This is a genomic window from Candidatus Pseudothioglobus sp. Uisw_050_01 (assembly GCF_048085775.1).
GTDB lineage: Bacteria > Pseudomonadota > Gammaproteobacteria > PS1 > Pseudothioglobaceae > Pseudothioglobus.
Window position 1 is genome coordinate 489,290 of the sequence record NZ_CP159804.1, and the last position, 15,483, is coordinate 504,772.

At 36.5% G+C, this 15,483-nt stretch carries 16 protein-coding genes; 8 read left to right on the forward strand and 8 right to left on the reverse strand.

Annotated elements, in window-relative coordinates; translation table 11 throughout:
- Positions 1-3 precede the first annotated feature (3 nt).
- Genes ABXT51_RS02440 through ABXT51_RS02455 form a run of 4 tightly spaced genes read right to left on the reverse strand, consistent with a single transcriptional unit; the run spans position 4 to position 4,259 of the window.
- Positions 4-1,572 (reverse strand): peptide chain release factor 3, encoded by a 1,569-nt coding sequence (locus ABXT51_RS02440; RefSeq protein ID WP_416695989.1) that lies wholly within the window; start codon positions 1,570-1,572, stop codon positions 4-6.
- Positions 1,573-1,577: 5 nt separating this feature from the next.
- A complete protein-coding gene (gene dcd, locus ABXT51_RS02445) occupies positions 1,578-2,144 on the reverse strand; it encodes a dCTP deaminase (RefSeq protein WP_416695990.1) in 567 nt (188 codons plus the stop codon).
- A 34-nt stretch (positions 2,145-2,178) separates the two neighbouring features.
- On the reverse strand, positions 2,179-3,264 hold the full coding sequence (gene mraY / locus ABXT51_RS02450; RefSeq protein ID WP_416695991.1) for a phospho-N-acetylmuramoyl-pentapeptide-transferase: 1,086 nt from the start codon (positions 3,262-3,264) through the stop codon (positions 2,179-2,181).
- A gap of 2 nt (positions 3,265-3,266) precedes the next feature.
- Positions 3,267-4,259, reverse strand: coding sequence for a peptidylprolyl isomerase (locus ABXT51_RS02455; protein WP_416695992.1), 993 nt, complete (start codon positions 4,257-4,259; stop codon positions 3,267-3,269).
- Positions 4,260-4,399: 140 nt separating this feature from the next.
- On the opposite strand from ABXT51_RS02455, the gene ABXT51_RS02460 reads away from it, so the two are divergent.
- Positions 4,400-4,645 (forward strand): YfhL family 4Fe-4S dicluster ferredoxin, encoded by a 246-nt coding sequence (locus ABXT51_RS02460; RefSeq protein ID WP_271537370.1) that lies wholly within the window; start codon positions 4,400-4,402, stop codon positions 4,643-4,645.
- Positions 4,646-4,649: 4 nt separating this feature from the next.
- Here ABXT51_RS02460 and ABXT51_RS02465 read toward each other — a convergent pair whose 3' ends face one another.
- Positions 4,650-5,759, reverse strand: coding sequence for a pyridoxal-phosphate-dependent aminotransferase family protein (locus ABXT51_RS02465; RefSeq protein WP_416695993.1), 1,110 nt, complete (start codon positions 5,757-5,759; stop codon positions 4,650-4,652).
- A gap of 205 nt (positions 5,760-5,964) precedes the next feature.
- On the opposite strand from ABXT51_RS02465, the gene ABXT51_RS02470 reads away from it, so the two are divergent.
- The 5 genes from ABXT51_RS02470 to ABXT51_RS02490 are packed head-to-tail and all read left to right on the forward strand — an operon-like array spanning position 5,965 to position 10,896.
- Positions 5,965-7,395, forward strand: a complete 1,431-nt coding sequence (locus ABXT51_RS02470; protein ID WP_416695994.1) for an FAD-linked oxidase C-terminal domain-containing protein — start codon at positions 5,965-5,967, stop codon at positions 7,393-7,395.
- A 2-nt stretch (positions 7,396-7,397) separates the two neighbouring features.
- The gene (locus ABXT51_RS02475; RefSeq protein WP_416695995.1) at positions 7,398-7,961 is read left to right on the forward strand and encodes an FAD-binding protein; all 564 of its coding nucleotides are present in this window, start codon (positions 7,398-7,400) and stop codon (positions 7,959-7,961) included.
- Positions 7,961-9,115 carry a glycolate oxidase subunit GlcF gene (glcF, locus tag ABXT51_RS02480; RefSeq protein ID WP_416695996.1) on the forward strand — a complete coding sequence of 385 codons (1,155 nt, stop codon included), beginning with the start codon at positions 7,961-7,963 and terminating at the stop codon, positions 9,113-9,115. The genes ABXT51_RS02475 and glcF overlap by 1 nt, the downstream gene beginning before the upstream one ends.
- Positions 9,108-10,430, forward strand: coding sequence for a 23S rRNA (uracil(1939)-C(5))-methyltransferase RlmD (gene rlmD / locus ABXT51_RS02485; protein ID WP_416695997.1), 1,323 nt, complete (start codon positions 9,108-9,110; stop codon positions 10,428-10,430). The genes glcF and rlmD overlap by 8 nt, the downstream gene beginning before the upstream one ends.
- Positions 10,431-10,482: 52 nt before the next feature.
- Positions 10,483-10,896, forward strand: coding sequence for a rhodanese-like domain-containing protein (locus ABXT51_RS02490; protein WP_416695998.1), 414 nt, complete (start codon positions 10,483-10,485; stop codon positions 10,894-10,896).
- Here ABXT51_RS02490 and ABXT51_RS02495 read toward each other — a convergent pair.
- Entirely contained in the window at positions 10,893-13,061 is a 2,169-nt protein-coding gene (locus ABXT51_RS02495; protein ID WP_416695999.1) for a UvrD-helicase domain-containing protein, read from the reverse strand. The genes ABXT51_RS02490 and ABXT51_RS02495 overlap by 4 nt on opposite strands.
- Positions 13,062-13,219: 158 nt before the next feature.
- Here ABXT51_RS02495 and ABXT51_RS02500 point away from each other — a divergent pair, with 158 nt between their 5' ends.
- A complete protein-coding gene (locus tag ABXT51_RS02500; protein ID WP_416696000.1) occupies positions 13,220-14,161 on the forward strand; it encodes a KamA family radical SAM protein in 942 nt (313 codons plus the stop codon).
- Here ABXT51_RS02500 and ABXT51_RS02505 read toward each other — a convergent pair.
- Complete coding sequence (locus ABXT51_RS02505) at positions 14,142-14,669, reverse strand: TlpA family protein disulfide reductase (RefSeq protein WP_416696001.1); 528 nt, start codon at positions 14,667-14,669, stop codon at positions 14,142-14,144. The two genes, ABXT51_RS02500 and ABXT51_RS02505, sit on opposite strands and share 20 nt — an antisense overlap.
- 11 nt (positions 14,670-14,680) lie before the next feature.
- On the opposite strand from ABXT51_RS02505, the gene arsC reads away from it, so the two are divergent.
- Complete coding sequence (arsC, locus tag ABXT51_RS02510; protein WP_416696002.1) at positions 14,681-15,028, forward strand: arsenate reductase (glutaredoxin); 348 nt, start codon at positions 14,681-14,683, stop codon at positions 15,026-15,028.
- Positions 15,029-15,030: 2 nt separating this feature from the next.
- Here arsC and rlmH read toward each other — a convergent pair whose 3' ends face one another.
- A complete protein-coding gene (gene rlmH / locus ABXT51_RS02515; protein ID WP_416696003.1) occupies positions 15,031-15,465 on the reverse strand; it encodes a 23S rRNA (pseudouridine(1915)-N(3))-methyltransferase RlmH in 435 nt (144 codons plus the stop codon).
- Between the last annotated feature and the right edge of the window lie 18 nt (positions 15,466-15,483).

Here is a 15,483-nt window from a genome sequence, read left to right on the forward strand (position 1 = left end):
GAGTCAATGCTCTCTTGTAGAGCTAAAGGTTAAGTCTGGGTGACGCTCGATTGTAAGCTGAAGATTTACCATGCTTGGAGCTAAATAAGAAAGCATTCCTGCGCTATCAATTGCTACATTATTCCCAGCTTTTATTTTGAGCTGATCGATATCTTTATCGAGACCAGTAACCCATCTTGCTGTTGCTACATTTATCGTTTCGAATTGACAATCAACCCCATACTCATATTTGAGTCTATGCGCAACAACGTCAAATTGAAGAATACCTACAGCCCCTAAAATTTGAGAGCTATTAGAAATGGGTCTGAATACTTGAGTTGCTCCTTCTTCTGAAAGCTGATCAAGCCCTTTTTGTAATGCCTTAGCCTTGAGAGGGTCTTTGAGCTGTGCTCTTCTAAAAAGCTCTGGAGCAAAGTTAGGGATGCCTTGGAAGTTAATTTTCTCGCCTTGAGTGAATGTATCTCCAATACTTATCCCACCATGATTATGAATACCTATAACATCACCTGCATAGGCCACTTCAGTTGAACTTCTTTCACGAGACATAAAGGTTACAGCGTTTGCAATTTTTATTTGTTTGCCTGTTGGAACTTGAAGAACCTTCATTCCTTTTTGATATTCACCACTGACAATTCGCATAAAGGCTAATCTATCATGATGCTTAGGATCCATATTTGCTTGAATTTTAAAGATAAATCCAGTGAGTTTTCCTTCATTAGGAGATACTTTTCTAGTATCACATTGCCTGCTTTGAGGTAAAGGGGCATATTTAATAAACCCATCTAGTAAGTTTTCGATACCAAAATTGTTGATTGCTGATCCAAAAAAAACCGGCGTCTGCTTACCCTCAAGAAAATCATTTAAATTGAAAGGATTTGTTGTTCCGCTAATGAGTTCAATTTCTTCTCGGGCTTCTTTTGCAAGATCTTCACCTAATATTTTATCTAATTCAGGATTATCAATTCCCTCGATAATTGTATTGTCACCAATATTTGCATTTTTACCACTTTCAAATAAATAAACTTTGTTTTCAAGCAGGTGAAAAACTCCTTTAAAACCCTTTCCCATACCAATTGGCCATGTGATCGGTGAGCATTCAATATTTAGTACAGATTCAACTTCATCCAGAAGATCAATAGGTTCACGTCCTTCACGGTCCATCTTATTGATAAAGGTTATGATTGGTGTATCACGAAGTCTGCATACTTCCATTAATTTAATTGTTCTTTGCTCAACACCTTTGGCTACATCAATAACCATTAAAGCAGAGTCCACAGCAGTTAAAGTGCGGTAAGTATCCTCAGAAAAGTCTTCGTGTCCAGGTGTATCTAGTAGATTGATAACGTGATTATCATAAGGAAACTGCATCACGGATGAAGTAATAGAGATGCCTCTTTCCTTCTCCATTTCCATCCAGTCACTTGTAGCATGACTATCAGCTTTTCTTGCCTTTACGCTTCCAGCTGTTTTAATAGCTCCACCATAAAGAAGCAACTTTTCAGTAACTGTAGTCTTACCAGCATCAGGATGTGAAATGATCGCAAAAGTGCGACGTTTGGAGGTTTCAGACATATTGCCTAAGCCTTTGGTAAAGTTACGCCAGTTTGGCCTTGGTATTTTCCGTCTCTATCTTTATATGAAGTTTCACATACTTCGTCAGACTCAAAAAAGAGCATTTGAGCAACTCCCTCATTGGCATATATTTTTGCAGGCAAAGGGGTTGTATTAGAAAACTCTAGTGTTACGTGTCCTTCCCATTCTGGCTCAAGTGGAGTGACATTAACAATAATGCCGCACCTTGCATAAGTGGACTTCCCAAGGCAAATAACTAGCGTAGAGCGAGGAATTTTAAAGTACTCAACTGTTCTTGCAAGTGCAAAAGAATTTGGAGGAATAATGCACTCATCTGAGTCAATTTCAACAAAGCTTTTGGCATTAAAATTTTTAGGATCAACAATATTGTGATTGATATTGGTAAATATTTTGAATTCAGTTGAGCAGCGGACATCATAGCCATAGCTAGAGGTGCCATAAGAGATTATTTTTTGATCGTTTGATTGTCGAACTTGTTTTGGCTCAAATGGATTAATCATCCCATTTTCTAGGGACATTTTACGAATCCACTTGTCTGATTTTATACTCATGAATTGGTATTTTACAGTGCGTAAACAATCAACATTATCGAATCTTTATGCTGGCTAAACTAATTAAAACCAAAATCAGGGTAATAATCCAAAACCTCACAATAATTTTTGGCTCTTTAAGTCCTTTTTTTTCATAGTGATGATGCAGTGGCGCCATTAAAAAGATTCTTTTTTGAGTGCGCTTAAAGTAGCCTATTTGAATAATTACTGATAAGGTCTCAGCAACAAATATACCACCCATTAGAATTAACAGTATCTCCTGGTGAACAATAATAGCAATAACACCTAAGATTGCACCTAAAGAGAGCGATCCAGTGTCACCCATAAATATTTCAGCTGGGTAGGTATTAAACCAAAGAAAGCCAAAGCCAGCTCCTACTAATGCTGCGCATAGTACAAATATTTCACCTGTTCCTGGCATGAATGGCATATTCAGATAGCCTGAGAAATTATAATTTCCCCCAATATAAGCAAAAACTGCAAGTGCTCCACTGATTAAAATAACAGGCATGATTGCTAAGCCATCTAGACCATCTGTAAGATTGACAGAATTTGAGCTTCCAACAAGTGCAAACCAGCCAATAACTAAAAAAGCAAACGCATTAAGCGGAATAATAAGGTTTTTGAAGAATGGAATCAATAGCTCTGCACCAATAGTTTTAGAATTCAAGCTGAGTAGCCACACACAAATTAATATTGCACTAATCGACTGCGCTAGGATTTTTTGTCTTCGACTTAGACCATCTGAGTTTTGTTTTTTAATTTTTAGATAGTCATCAATAAAGCCAATTGCACTAAAAAGAAGAGCTGTAACAATTACTATCCAGAGGAATGGGTTGTCCCAATCTCCCCAAATAAGGACACTGATAAAAAAAGCAAAAAGTATTAGTACTCCACCCATAGTTGGAGTCCCTGCTTTTTCTAAGTGAGTTTCTGGGCCATCATTACGAATCACTTGACCAATTTGATAATGCTGAAGTTTTGAAATAATCCATTTGCCAAGAACTAATGTAATAAGAAGGGCGGTCATCATTGCAAATACAGCTCTTACAGTTAAATAGCTTAGAACATTAAAGCCAGTATCTAATGAGGAAAGAAAGCTTAATATTTCTAAAAACATTATTATTTATCCTTTGCAGAAATCAGAATTAGTTCAAATATTATGAATGAGTCTTGAGGTATGTTGCCACTTGGAGCATCACCAAATACATATTCATAGGTAGCAATAATAGTACGCTCTTCTCCAATGGACATTGCTTGAGTATTTTCCTCAACAATTCTAATTATCTCACCACTTCCAAGCGTGAAGTCAATTGCGCTTCCTGGCGCGCGCATTATTTGTCCACTATTAGCTTTTAATGCTATATCTACTGAAACAAGCTGACCTTGATTTGCTAGATTGCCATCACCTTCCTTATTAATTCTTGTGAAGTAACCTAAATCATTTTTTGTAGCATCTGGATAAGTGGAAGTAGCATAGTCTTCAAATTCAACTTGTCGCAAGGCTTGTTGAGCAATAATTCCTTCGTTTGCTTTTGCTAGTAGATCATTAAATGAGCCCTCATTAGCAATAAATTTATTTGCATTGTTACCAATACGCTCAATTCTTACAGTCACCAAAGTATCACCTTTTTGAATGGAATTTACAACGTCCATGCCCTCAACGACATGACCAAAAACTGTATGCTTGCCATCTAGCCATGGAGTTGGCACATGAGTAATAAAAAATTGTGATCCATTCGTTGCCGGTCCAGAGTTAGCCATTGATAGGATTCCAGGTTTGTCATGCATTAAATCGCTAAATTCATCTGCAAATCGATACCCAGGTCCACCAGTGCCATCTCCCTTGGGATCTCCACCTTGAATCATGAAGTCATCTATTACTCTATGAAAAAATATGCCATCATAAAAAGGAACGCCAATATCCTTGTTACTTTTTTTAGTACCTTCTGATAATGCAATAAAGTTGATTACAGTTAGCGGCGCTTTTTTATAAGCCAACTCAACAACTATTTTTCCTTTGTTGGTCTGCAAATGTGCATAAATTCCATCATTAGTTGCAGCAAATGACATAGAAGAAAATAATAATGAAAAAACAACTAAAAGTACTCTCATAATAACCCTAGAAATAAAATGATTAATGATACCCAAAATCATCTTTATTTTTACTCTGATACGTTAAAATATGCATCTAATAAATAGAAGATACAGCTGCCTTGGTTGTATTAAATTATTATCTAACTTGAGGATCGTTTATGTCTTTGCTAATTACAGATGAATGCATTAATTGTGATGTCTGTGTTCCTGAATGCCCAAATGAGGCTATTTATATGGGCGAAGAGATCTACGAAATTGATGGCGATCTTTGTACAGAGTGTGTAGGGCATTTTGATACACCACAGTGCGTTGAGGTTTGCCCAGTTGATTGTTGTCTCCCAGATCCTGACAGGGTTGAGACCGATGAAGTGCTTTTAGCAAAAATTAAAGACCGGGAAAGTTAAAGCCCTATAACGTCTTTTTTAGTGCGGTCAAACAAAGCTCTATATTCTCTTTTCTTGAAGTATAGCCCATAAGTCCAATTCGCCATATCTTTCCTGCCAAATTACCAAGGCCAGCGCCGATTTCCATATTGTAATCATTTAATAAAGTGGTGCGAATTTCATCATCATTTGCTCCTTCAGGAATGAATACGCTATTAAGCTGAGGCAGCCTGCTAGACTTTTCAACCAAGTAACTAATTCCAAGTTCACTTAAACCATCTCTAAGTAACTGGTGATTTTGTTGGTGTCGATCCCATGAATTTTCAAGTCCCTCTTCGCAAAGCATAACTAAAGATTCATGAAGGCCATATAGAGTATTGACCGGAGCTGTATGGTGATATGCCCGCTTTGAGCCTTTACCCCAATAACCCATCACTAAATTAAGATCCAAAAACCAGCTTGTTACAGGCGTTTTTCGATTACTAATTTTATGAACTGCTTTTTCACTAAAGCTAACTGGTGACAACCCTGGCATAGCAGAAAGACATTTTTGAGACCCAGAATAGATTGCGTCAATACCCCAGTCATCCACCCTTAACTCTGAGCCTACTAGTGAGGTCACTGCATCAACAATAGTTAAGCAATTATGCTTATTGGCAATCTCACAAAGTAATTTTGCATCCGACAAGGCTCCTGTTGAAGTTTCTGCATGAACAAATGCAACAATTTTAGTATCAGGATTTTCAGTCAAGCACTGCTCAAGTTTTTGAGGGCTAACGGGTGCTCCCCAGTCATCTTCAATGATTATTGCTTGGCCACCGATTCGAGTTACATTTTCTTTCATTCTTGATCCAAAGACACCATTGATACAAACTATAACCTTATCTCCAGGCTCTACAAGATTTACAAAGCAGGCCTCCATTCCAGCTGAGCCGGGCGCTGAGATTGGCATTGTTAATGCATTTTCAGTCATGTAGGCATATTGCAGCATCTCTTTAATTTCATCCATCATGTCAATAAAAGCAGGGTCTAGATGGCCAATGGTTGTTTTTGCCATTGCATTAAGGATTCTTGGATGAACATCTGAAGGGCCAGGGCCCATAAGAGTTCTTGAAGGAGGGTTGAATGATTTCATAAGTTTTTTTTAAAGGAAATATAATTAATAACTCTTTATAATGTTTTCAGTCCTGAGCATTATCATAGAAGCTGTGTAAATTGTTTTTAATAATATTCAAAGCAACTTGAACTATATTAATTGAGCTACTATTTAATTAAGATACTATAGGGATAAGTTAATAGAGTAAATCAATATTAACATTAATTATTTAAATATAAGTTATATGTCTATTATTTCGCAGTTAACCAAGGCTTTGCCCAAAAATTCAGTCATATCTGGGGAAGAGAATACTCGTCCTTTCGAATGCGATGGCCTTAGTGTCTATAAACAAAAGCCCTTAGCTGTTGCCTTGCCTAGTAGTGTTGATCAAATTAAAAAAGTTTTGGAAATTTGTAAGAAAAATAACACTCCTGTGGTCACAAGAGGGGCGGGGACAGGGCTATCTGGAGGCGCTTTACCGCTTAAAGATAGCGTCGTTCTGGGGCTTTCAAAGTTAACACGCATCCTCTCTATTGATCCAGAAGCTCAAACAGCAATTGTTGAGCCAGGAGTTCGCAATATTGCTATTAGTGAGGCAGTTGAAGAATATGGTTTGTATTATGCTCCAGACCCTTCTTCTCAAATAGCATGCACTATTGGTGGAAATGTTGCAGAGAATTCAGGTGGCGTTCATTGTCTTAAGTATGGACTAACAGTTCAAAACTTAGAGGCAGTAAAAATATTGACAATAGATGGTGAAGAGTTGCTTTTTTCAAGGCAAGATGAAGGTATGGGCTTATTGGCATTAATGACGGGATCTGAAGGTCTTTTGGGTGTTATATCTGAAATTACTGTTAAGCTGACTAAAAAGCCACAAGTAGCAAAACTTGTAATGGCTGGTTTTGATAGTGTTAGAGATTGTGCTAATACAGTAGCAGAAATTATTAAGATTGGAGTTATCCCAGCCGGGCTGGAGATGATGGATCAATTTGCTATTGAAGCCTCTGAGGCCTTTGCTCATGCAGGATACCCATTAGGTGCTAAGGCATTATTACTGTGTGAGTTAGATGGCTCTGAAGACTTGGTAAAGGAAGATTTAAATAAAGTTATTAATATACTTTCTAAAGCCTCTTCTGTAAGAGTGTCAGAAAATGAAGAGGAGCGCTTACTTTTTTGGCAAGGAAGGAAGTCAGCATTTCCTGCGGTTGGTAGGTTGTCTCCTGATTATTATTGTATGGATGGCACAATTCCAAAAAGATTTTTAGCTGATGTTCTGGAAAAGATAAGCAACCTTTCAGCAACATATGATCTAAGAGTTGCAAATGTTTTTCATGCCGGTGATGGCAATTTACACCCTTTAATCTTATATGATGCTGCTCAGCCAGGAGAGCTTGAAAAAGCAGAAGACTTTGGTAATGACATCCTCAAGTTATGTGTTGATATGGGTGGATCAATTACTGGTGAGCATGGCGTGGGAATTGAGAAATTAGATGCCATGTGCCATCAATATAATAGTTCAGAGCTAGAGATTTTTCATCAAATTAAGGCGGTCTTTGATCCCCATTCTCTTCTTAATCCTGGAAAGGCAGTGCCTTCGCTTCATCGTTGTGCTGAATTAGGAAATATGCATGTTCATAATGGCAATTTACCTCACCCTGAATTGGAACGCTTCTAGTTATGAGCTCAATTTCAGAAATACAGCATAAAGTAAGGAAAGCTAATAAACTCAGAATTACTAATAATGTTAAAGATAATAAAGAAGAGCAATTAAATATGTCTTCATATTCTGGGATTGTCGAATACTTCCCAGAAGAGTTAGTCATTACGTTAAAGGCGGGAACAACTATTGATGAAGTTAATAAAATTCTTTCAAAAAATAATCAAGCTCTAGCTTTTTTTACCAATGACTCTAAAAAAACAATTGGGTCATTGTATGCAACATCTGGAGCAGAATTTTCAGATAGTGTTTTAGGCGTTCAAATAATTAATGGTAAGGGTGAACTGCTAAATTTTGGTGGCCAGGTTATGAAGAATGTTGCTGGTTATGATGTATCTCGCCTCTTGGTTGGCTCAATGGGTCGTTTGGCAATAATAACCCAAATTAGCTTAAAGATCTTGCCTGAAAAGGTAGCAGTACAGTTTCATAAAAAACCATCAATAAAAAATAAAGAGTCTTCATTAAGAGAGCAAGTTGAAATTAAGTTAAAAAAAGTATTTGATCCTTATGGGGTTTTTATCTAATGCATGCAGAGCTTAAACAACCATCGATCACACAACATGAAAATGACATTGCTAGCCAAGTAATTGCCTCATGTGTGCACTGTGGATTTTGTTTGCCAACCTGTCCGACCTATCAAATTTCAGGTGATGAGCTTGATTCTCCAAGAGGTCGAATTTATTTAATAAAGTCAGCACTTGAAAATAATGAATATAGCTCTAAATCTCTAAAGCATTTGGATCAGTGCCTTACTTGTCGCTCCTGTGAAACAACCTGCCCTTCAGGTGTTGAATATGGCAAGCTGCTTGAAGTTGGCCGTAATTTTATAGAGCCTAAAAGATCAACCCTGCAAACACTTTATCGATTTTCAGTAAGAAAGGTTCTTTCAACACCTTTAATTTTTAAATCAGTAGGTTATTTTTTTCGACACTCTAAAATTATTTCAAAACCAATTAAGCCTAAAAAGGTAAAGTCCACAGTGCTACTTTTAGGAGGTTGTGTGCAGCCAACATTAGCTCCTAACATTAATCATAGTATAAAAAATATTTTAGCTAAATTAGATATAAGAGTTCTAGAGGGCAGGCAAAGTGATTGTTGTGGTGCATTAGATCAGCACTTGGCTGCACCAAAAGATGCTTTATCAAAAGTGAAACGTAATATTGATAAATGGACTCTAGAACTTGAGTCAAATGCAGAGGTTATCATTTCCAGCGCAAGTGGATGCGGGGTCATGGTAAAGGATTATCCAAGCCTATTTGAGGAGTCAGACCCATATTTTGAGAAGGCTAAAAAAGTTTCATCAAAAACTCAAGATATTGCAGAATATCTAGCAAATCAAGATTTAAGTGGACTGCAATTATCAGAGCTAAATATTTCCTATCATGAGCCATGCACTTTACAACACGGCCAAAAATTAGGCGGACTTGTTGAGTCAATCCTCTCTCAGTTTGGCTATCTTAAAGCTCCAATTAAGGATTCACATATCTGCTGTGGCTCTGCGGGAACATATTCAATCTTTGAAACTGAAATATCAAATAAATTAATGATAAATAAACTTGAAAATTTAAATGCTTCTCAGCCAGAGATGATAGTTACTAGCAATATAGGCTGTTTGATGCATCTTCAAAAAGGCAGCTCAATTCCTGTGAAGCATTGGGTGGAGTTGTTAGATGTCTAGAGGTAGAAAGTTAAAGAATAAAATTTATGAAATAGAGATTGAGTCATTATCCCATGAAGGCAGAGGTATTTCTCATAGTGACAACAAAGTTATCTTTACTCGAGGGGCTTTACCTGGAGAAAAAGTTATTGCATCCCGTACGCTCTCCAGAGCAAAGTTCGAAGAGGCTGATGTTGTCGAAATAATTAAATCATCACCAGATAGAATTGATGCGAAATGTGCTGTTTATGGAATATGTGGTGGTTGCTCATTTCAGCACCTTTCATCTGAAAATCAAATAATTGCAAAGCAGATTTGGCTTCAAAGTGCGTTTATTGGTCAAGCCAAGACTGAACCTAAAAACTGGCTCAAGCCCATGCAGATTGAGAGCTGGGGTTATCGCCGCAAAGCCCGATTGGGCGTTCGCTATGTTGCCAAAAAAGAAAAAGTTCTTGTTGGTTTTAGAGAAAGAAAGTCTTCATTTATAGCTGTGATGAGCCGCTGTGAGGTTTTACATCCATCGCTTGGTGACAATCTAGAAATAATTGCAGACTGTATTGGTAAGCTCAGTATTAGGGAGCATATTCCTCAGATTGAGGCTGCAATTTCGGAGTCACATACAATATTAATTTTAAGGCATCTACAACCTTTAACTGAGGTTGATGAAGCTATACTTAAAAAGTGCGGTGAAAAATTATCAATAACTTGGTATACGCAGAGTGGAGGCTTAGACACCATCAAGCCTCTGATTGAGGCTGTAACTCTAACTTACTCTATTCCTGATCATAAGGTTGAAATGACATTTTTACCGAATGACTTTACTCAAGTTAATTTTGCGCTTAATCAAAAAATGATTAACCTTGCGATTGAATTGCTCGAATTGAATGATCAAGATAGTGTTCTTGATCTTTTCTGTGGGCTTGGTAACTTTACGCTTCCTATTTCAAAATATGTGGAAAAAATAGTTGGTATAGAGGGCGATAAAGGCTTAGTAGAAAGAGCTAAAGCAAATGCTGATGCGAATGGAATTACTAACGCTTCATTTTATAAGGCAGACCTGTCTGAAGATGTATCAGGCTCTGAGTGGTTTAGAGGTCAAAAATATAATAAAGCTTTAATTGACCCAGCTAGAACTGGGGCAATTGAGATTGTTGAGCTTCTTCCAAAATTAAACATTGAGCGATTAGTTTATGTTTCTTGCAATCCTGCTACTCTTGCTAGAGATACTGCTCGTTTGATTGAATTAGGCTTTACTTTGATGAGTGCGGGTGTGATGGATATGTTTCCGCAAACTGCGCACGTAGAGTCAATTGCACTTTTTACTCGTAAAAAATGAGTTTAACGTATCATAATATTTGATAAAATTTTAATTTCAATAGGAAAGATAAATGAGCTATAAGCGAAATTTGTTGCCAAATATGGCTATGGAAAGACTTAAGGAAAATCCAGAGGCTGTATTGATTGATGTTAGAACACGTGCTGAACATAAGTATGTAGGCTATCCAGAAAATTCAATTCTTATTCCTTGGTTTGATGAGCCAGATTTAAAATCTGATCCAGAGGCTTTTTACGAATCAGTTCTGAATGAACTTGGAGACCGAAGTGAAGTATTAAATACTGAACTGATTTTTATATGCAGAAGTGGATTCAGATCAAATGAGGCTTTAAAATGCCTTCAAAGTAATGGTTTTACTTGTCTTTCCCATGTTGCTAGTGGATTTGAGGGTGACTTGGATGAAAACGATCATCGTGGTAACCTTAATGGTTGGCGACACGACGGTATGGCTTGGTCTCAAGGCTAAACTATCTCTAAGTTAGCGTAAGAGCTAATCAACCATTTCGTTCCAGCTTTTTGAAAATTAATTTGCAGTCGCATTGAGTCACCACTTCCCTCATAATTTAAAATAGTGCCAAGTCCAAATTTTGTGTGCTTAACAACTTGACCTATTGAGTACATTGAATCTGAAGTTGCAACCATCTTCTTACTAACGTTGGTATTTTTTTCATATCCTTGATGAGTGTTTTCACTATTAGTGTTTTTAATATAGTTTAAAAAACTTTTTGGAATTTCATCAAGGAACCTTGATTGCATTGAATAAAAGGATTGCCCATTAATAAAACGTCTACTTGCATAGGTGAGAGTAAGAGACTTCATCGCTCTAGTTATACCTACATAACAAAGACGCCTTTCTTCATCAGTATTAGGAGCCTCTCCCTCGCGTTGTCTGGATGGAAACAAATCTTCTTCCAGACCTACCAAAAAGACTACAGGAAACTCTAATCCTTTTGCTGAATGGACAGTCATTAGCTGAACAGACCCTTGATTACTTTTATTAGACTCACCACTTGAGTCAAGAGTTGCAAGAGCAATAAAGCCCTGAGTTTCATTTAGTTCATTATCTTCTTCATGGGTATATTTAGTTGCTGCTGTAACTAGTTCACCTAGGTTTGCTTTTTTAGTGCCAGCCTTATCAGTCTTATCATTAGCATAGTGTGCCATTAATCCAGATTGAAGTAGAATAGAGTCAACTTTTTCACTAAGCATTAGATTTTTGGTGCTGTCACTAATTTCTTCAATTAAATGGATAAATGACTGTAAAGCATTTGCTGCCCGTGTTGGCAGGCTATTAATAATAGCAATAGATGACTGAAAAAGGTCAGTATGGTTTTCAATAGCGTGAGATCTGATTTTTTCAATAGTTGATAGCCCAATCCCACGAGTTGGAAAGTTCACAATCCTCTCAAAAGCAATATTATCAGAAGTGTTTTCAATGAGTCGAACATAACCCATTGCATCTTTTACTTCTGCACGTACAAAAAATGGCAAACCCCCAAAGATTTTATAGTTAAGATTTTGCCCTCTAAGTGCTTGTTCAAATTCTCTAGATTGGGCGTTTGATCGATAAAGTATGGCGCATTCATCTAGGTTTCTACCTTGATTAAATTGGGTCTGGATTTCACCAATTACATATTGAGCTTCCTCTGTTTCGGTTCTTGCATTAAATACATTAATAAGATCGCCATCTCCTGACTCCGTCCAGAGTGATTTTTCAAGCCTATTCTGATTGTTTGCAATTAGGGCATTTGATGCGCTAAGAATATTTCCTGTTGAGCGATAATTTTGCTCAAGCTTGATAACTTGAATTGGTTTAAAGTCACTCTCTATTTTTTGAATATTTTCAATTCTTGCACCCCTCCAGCCGTAAATTGATTGATCATCATCTCCAACACAGAAAACATGGTTGTCTTTATTATGAAGTATTTTTATAAACTGATATTGGACTCGGTTAGTATCTTGAAATTCATCAACTAAGATATGACAAAATTTATTTTGGTAGTAATCTAAAAGGGATTGATTATTCTTTAAAAGCTCGTAACTTTTAACTAGTAAGCCTGCAAAATCAACCAAGTCATTAACCTGACAATGCCTCTCATAAAGATCAAAAACTTTAGTGCTTTGCTTTACAAAAAAGTTATAGCCTGCATCAATTTGATGGGGCAAAATACCTTCATCTTTCTGTTGGTTAATAAACCATTGAACCTTTTTTATCGGAAGCTTTGTTTCATCAATACCATTCTCTTTCATCAAGCGCTTAACAATTCGAAACTGATCTTGAGCATCAAGGATTTGAAATGTGGGCGAAAGATTTGCCTCCATAGGGTGAGTCCTAAGGAGTCTATGAGCAAGCGAGTGGAAAGTGCCAACCCACATCCTGCCAATTGGCTGTCTCAGTAAATCACCCAATCTCTCTTTCATTTCATTTGCAGCTTTATTTGTAAAAGTCACTGCAAGTATGTCGTTAACATGATGATTCTTTGTTGTCACTAAATAATGAATTCTTTGAGTTAATACGCGCGTTTTTCCGCTCCCGGCTCCTGCAAGAATTAATGCATTTGTGTCTTCACTTAGGGTGACAGATTGCTGTTGTTTTTCATTGAGTCCATCAACTATTGGCGCAGAATTCATATTAGATATTTAATTAAATTTGGAGGTTTTTTGTTCTGATTATTTAAAAAAAGGTTATTACTTGATGCGAGTATAGATAAATTATAATCAGATTATGAGCCATTATAATGATGACTGATTTCTTTGTCACAGTTAAGCTGGCTTACTACTAAATTAATATGAATAAATCTTGGAATGAGAGTGCGCGCTCATCATTGAAAAGCGCAAACGAGTGCAACGAATATTTTGAAGGAAGTGCTTTTAAAGAATTTCACTTTCCCATCAAAATACCACTTGAATTTGCAGAACGAATTGATAAGTCTGATCCTTTGGATCCGCTAATGCTTCAAATTCTTCCAAAAGAAGTCAGTGCTACTGAGGGTTTTTTTGATTCACCTGTTTCAGATGAAGAACACTCTCCAGTTAAGGGTTTAATTCATAAGTACCCCTCACGAGTTCTCCTAATAGCAACTAGTGTGTGCGCAATTCATTGCCAGTACTGTTTTAGACAGAATTTTGATTATGTTTCGCATGATATTTTAAAAAACTGGCCTGCTATTGAAAATTATTTAATGAATAAAAAAGAAGTGAGTGAAGTTGTTTTGAGCGGCGGCGATCCTTTGACATTAAGTGATAAAAAAATTAGCAAAATACTAAATAAAATTGAGGTTATTGGTCATATTAAAATAGTTAGATTTCATACTAGAACAGCTGTAGTAATTCCATCAAGAATTACTCAGGAGCTGATTGATATGCTTAATAAAACTAAGTTAAAAGTCGTTTTTGTTTTTCATATAAATCATGCGAGGGAAATATCTGATGAGTTTATGAAAAATGTTGAGAGATTAAAGACTCATACTTTATTAAATCAGTCAGTATTACTTAAGGACGTGAATGATAGTGCTAAGGTTTTATCTGAATTGTCTAATAAGCTTTTTGAATCTAATATATTGCCATACTATGTCCACCTTCTTGATAAGATTTCCGGAGCTGAGCGTTTTTTAGTTTCAGATAAAAGAGCTAAAGAGATTTATAAAACACTTCAAACCTTATTACCAGGTTATTTAGTTCCAAGAATGGTTCGAGATGAGGGCGGTGACTCTAAGAGGTTGGTACTATAAATTCGCTCAAATCGTCTATTGTAATTTCACCCATAAAAGTATGAAGTAATTCACCCTCTGGGCTATATATTTGAGTAGTTGGCATGCCAACAATTTCTCCAAAATTTGAATATTCAGAGTCATTATCTTCATTATAAAGTACGATAGGATAGTTAATCGAAAAGCGCCCTACATAGTCATTAATTATTTCTAGATCTACAGGCTCAAAATCCAGTCCAAGGATTTCAACGTAATCAGAATTTTCTTCATAAAATTTTACAAATGCAGGAATCTCTTTTAGGCAAGGAGTACACCAAGTTGCCCAAAAATTAATAACAAGATATTTTCCACGAGTATTTTTCTCTGTAAAAATCACACCTTTTGTATCTGTTAGGCTAAATGAAAGCTCTGGAACAGATTCATACCATGGCATTAGAGGTTTAGCCCACTCTACTATATCGTTAAAACTTAATGCTTGGCTTGCATGAAATGGAGTTATTAGCCAGAGTATAATTAGAATTTTTTTCATTAGTTAGTTTTATGAATGCAAAAATTTATCACAATTCTCGTTGCTCCAAATCAAGAGCAACTGTCGCTATTTTAGAACAAAATGAAGTTGACTTTGATGTTGTTAATTACTTGGTTGAGCCTCCCAGTGAATCAGAGCTCAGAGTAATTTTGAGTGATTTGGGTATGAGTGCTAGAGAACTTCTTAGAAAGAGTGAATCGAAGTACAAAGAATTGGAGTTATCTAATAAATCTTTAAGTGAAGACGAGTTAATTAAAGCAATGCATGAGTTTCCAATTTTAATTGAGCGACCAATCGTCAGAACAGAGAAGGGGGTTGCTATTGGAAGACCTCCAGAGAATATTCAATCAATTCTCTGATTTTATTCTCTATGGTACGGATGATTATTAAGTAGGCTATATCCTCGGTAGATTTGCTCTACTACTAATAGTCTTGCCATTGAGTGTGTCATTGTTAGATTGGACAGCCCCCAAACCTGATGACATTTTTGTTTAACTTCCGAAGAAAGACCATCTGCTCCTCCAATAATCAGTGCAACGTTCTCGCCTTCAAGCTGCCAGCTTTCGATTGACTTAGAAATTTGTTTACTAGTTTTTTGACTCCCAGTCTCATCAAAGGCCACCAATAGGGTTGAATCGCTGGCAGATTCTAGAAGTAATTTTGCTTCAAGGTTTTTTGAATTTTCTGAGTTACTTGATTTTCGATTTTGAGATTCTAAGCTTGTAATTGTGAAATTATAGTAACTAGGAAGTTGTTTTTGATAGTGCTCAATGCCAAGGTTAATCCAATTAGGCATTTTTTTGCCAATCGTAAT

Excerpts from the sequence above, each read along its gene's own strand:
- ABXT51_RS02440 (WP_416695989.1), bottom strand. The coding sequence starts at position 1,572 with ATGTCTGAAACCTCCAAACGTCGCACTTTTGCGATCATTTCACATCCT.
- dcd (WP_416695990.1), bottom strand. The coding sequence starts at position 2,144 with ATGAGTATAAAATCAGACAAGTGGATTCGTAAAATGTCCCTAGAAAAT.
- mraY (WP_416695991.1), bottom strand. The coding sequence starts at position 3,264 with ATGTTTTTAGAAATATTAAGCTTTCTTTCCTCATTAGATACTGGCTTT.
- ABXT51_RS02455 (WP_416695992.1), bottom strand. The coding sequence starts at position 4,259 with ATGAGAGTACTTTTAGTTGTTTTTTCATTATTATTTTCTTCTATGTCA.
- ABXT51_RS02460 (WP_271537370.1), top strand. The coding sequence starts at position 4,400 with ATGTCTTTGCTAATTACAGATGAATGCATTAATTGTGATGTCTGTGTT.
- ABXT51_RS02465 (WP_416695993.1), bottom strand. The coding sequence starts at position 5,759 with ATGAAATCATTCAACCCTCCTTCAAGAACTCTTATGGGCCCTGGCCCT.
- ABXT51_RS02470 (WP_416695994.1), top strand. The coding sequence starts at position 5,965 with ATGTCTATTATTTCGCAGTTAACCAAGGCTTTGCCCAAAAATTCAGTC.
- ABXT51_RS02475 (WP_416695995.1), top strand. The coding sequence starts at position 7,398 with ATGAGCTCAATTTCAGAAATACAGCATAAAGTAAGGAAAGCTAATAAA.
- glcF (WP_416695996.1), top strand. The coding sequence starts at position 7,961 with ATGCATGCAGAGCTTAAACAACCATCGATCACACAACATGAAAATGAC.
- rlmD (WP_416695997.1), top strand. The coding sequence starts at position 9,108 with ATGTCTAGAGGTAGAAAGTTAAAGAATAAAATTTATGAAATAGAGATT.
- ABXT51_RS02490 (WP_416695998.1), top strand. The coding sequence starts at position 10,483 with ATGAGCTATAAGCGAAATTTGTTGCCAAATATGGCTATGGAAAGACTT.
- ABXT51_RS02495 (WP_416695999.1), bottom strand. The coding sequence starts at position 13,061 with ATGAATTCTGCGCCAATAGTTGATGGACTCAATGAAAAACAACAGCAA.
- ABXT51_RS02500 (WP_416696000.1), top strand. The coding sequence starts at position 13,220 with ATGAATAAATCTTGGAATGAGAGTGCGCGCTCATCATTGAAAAGCGCA.
- ABXT51_RS02505 (WP_416696001.1), bottom strand. The coding sequence starts at position 14,669 with ATGAAAAAAATTCTAATTATACTCTGGCTAATAACTCCATTTCATGCA.
- arsC (WP_416696002.1), top strand. The coding sequence starts at position 14,681 with ATGAATGCAAAAATTTATCACAATTCTCGTTGCTCCAAATCAAGAGCA.
- rlmH (WP_416696003.1), bottom strand. The coding sequence starts at position 15,465 with ATGCCTAATTGGATTAACCTTGGCATTGAGCACTATCAAAAACAACTT.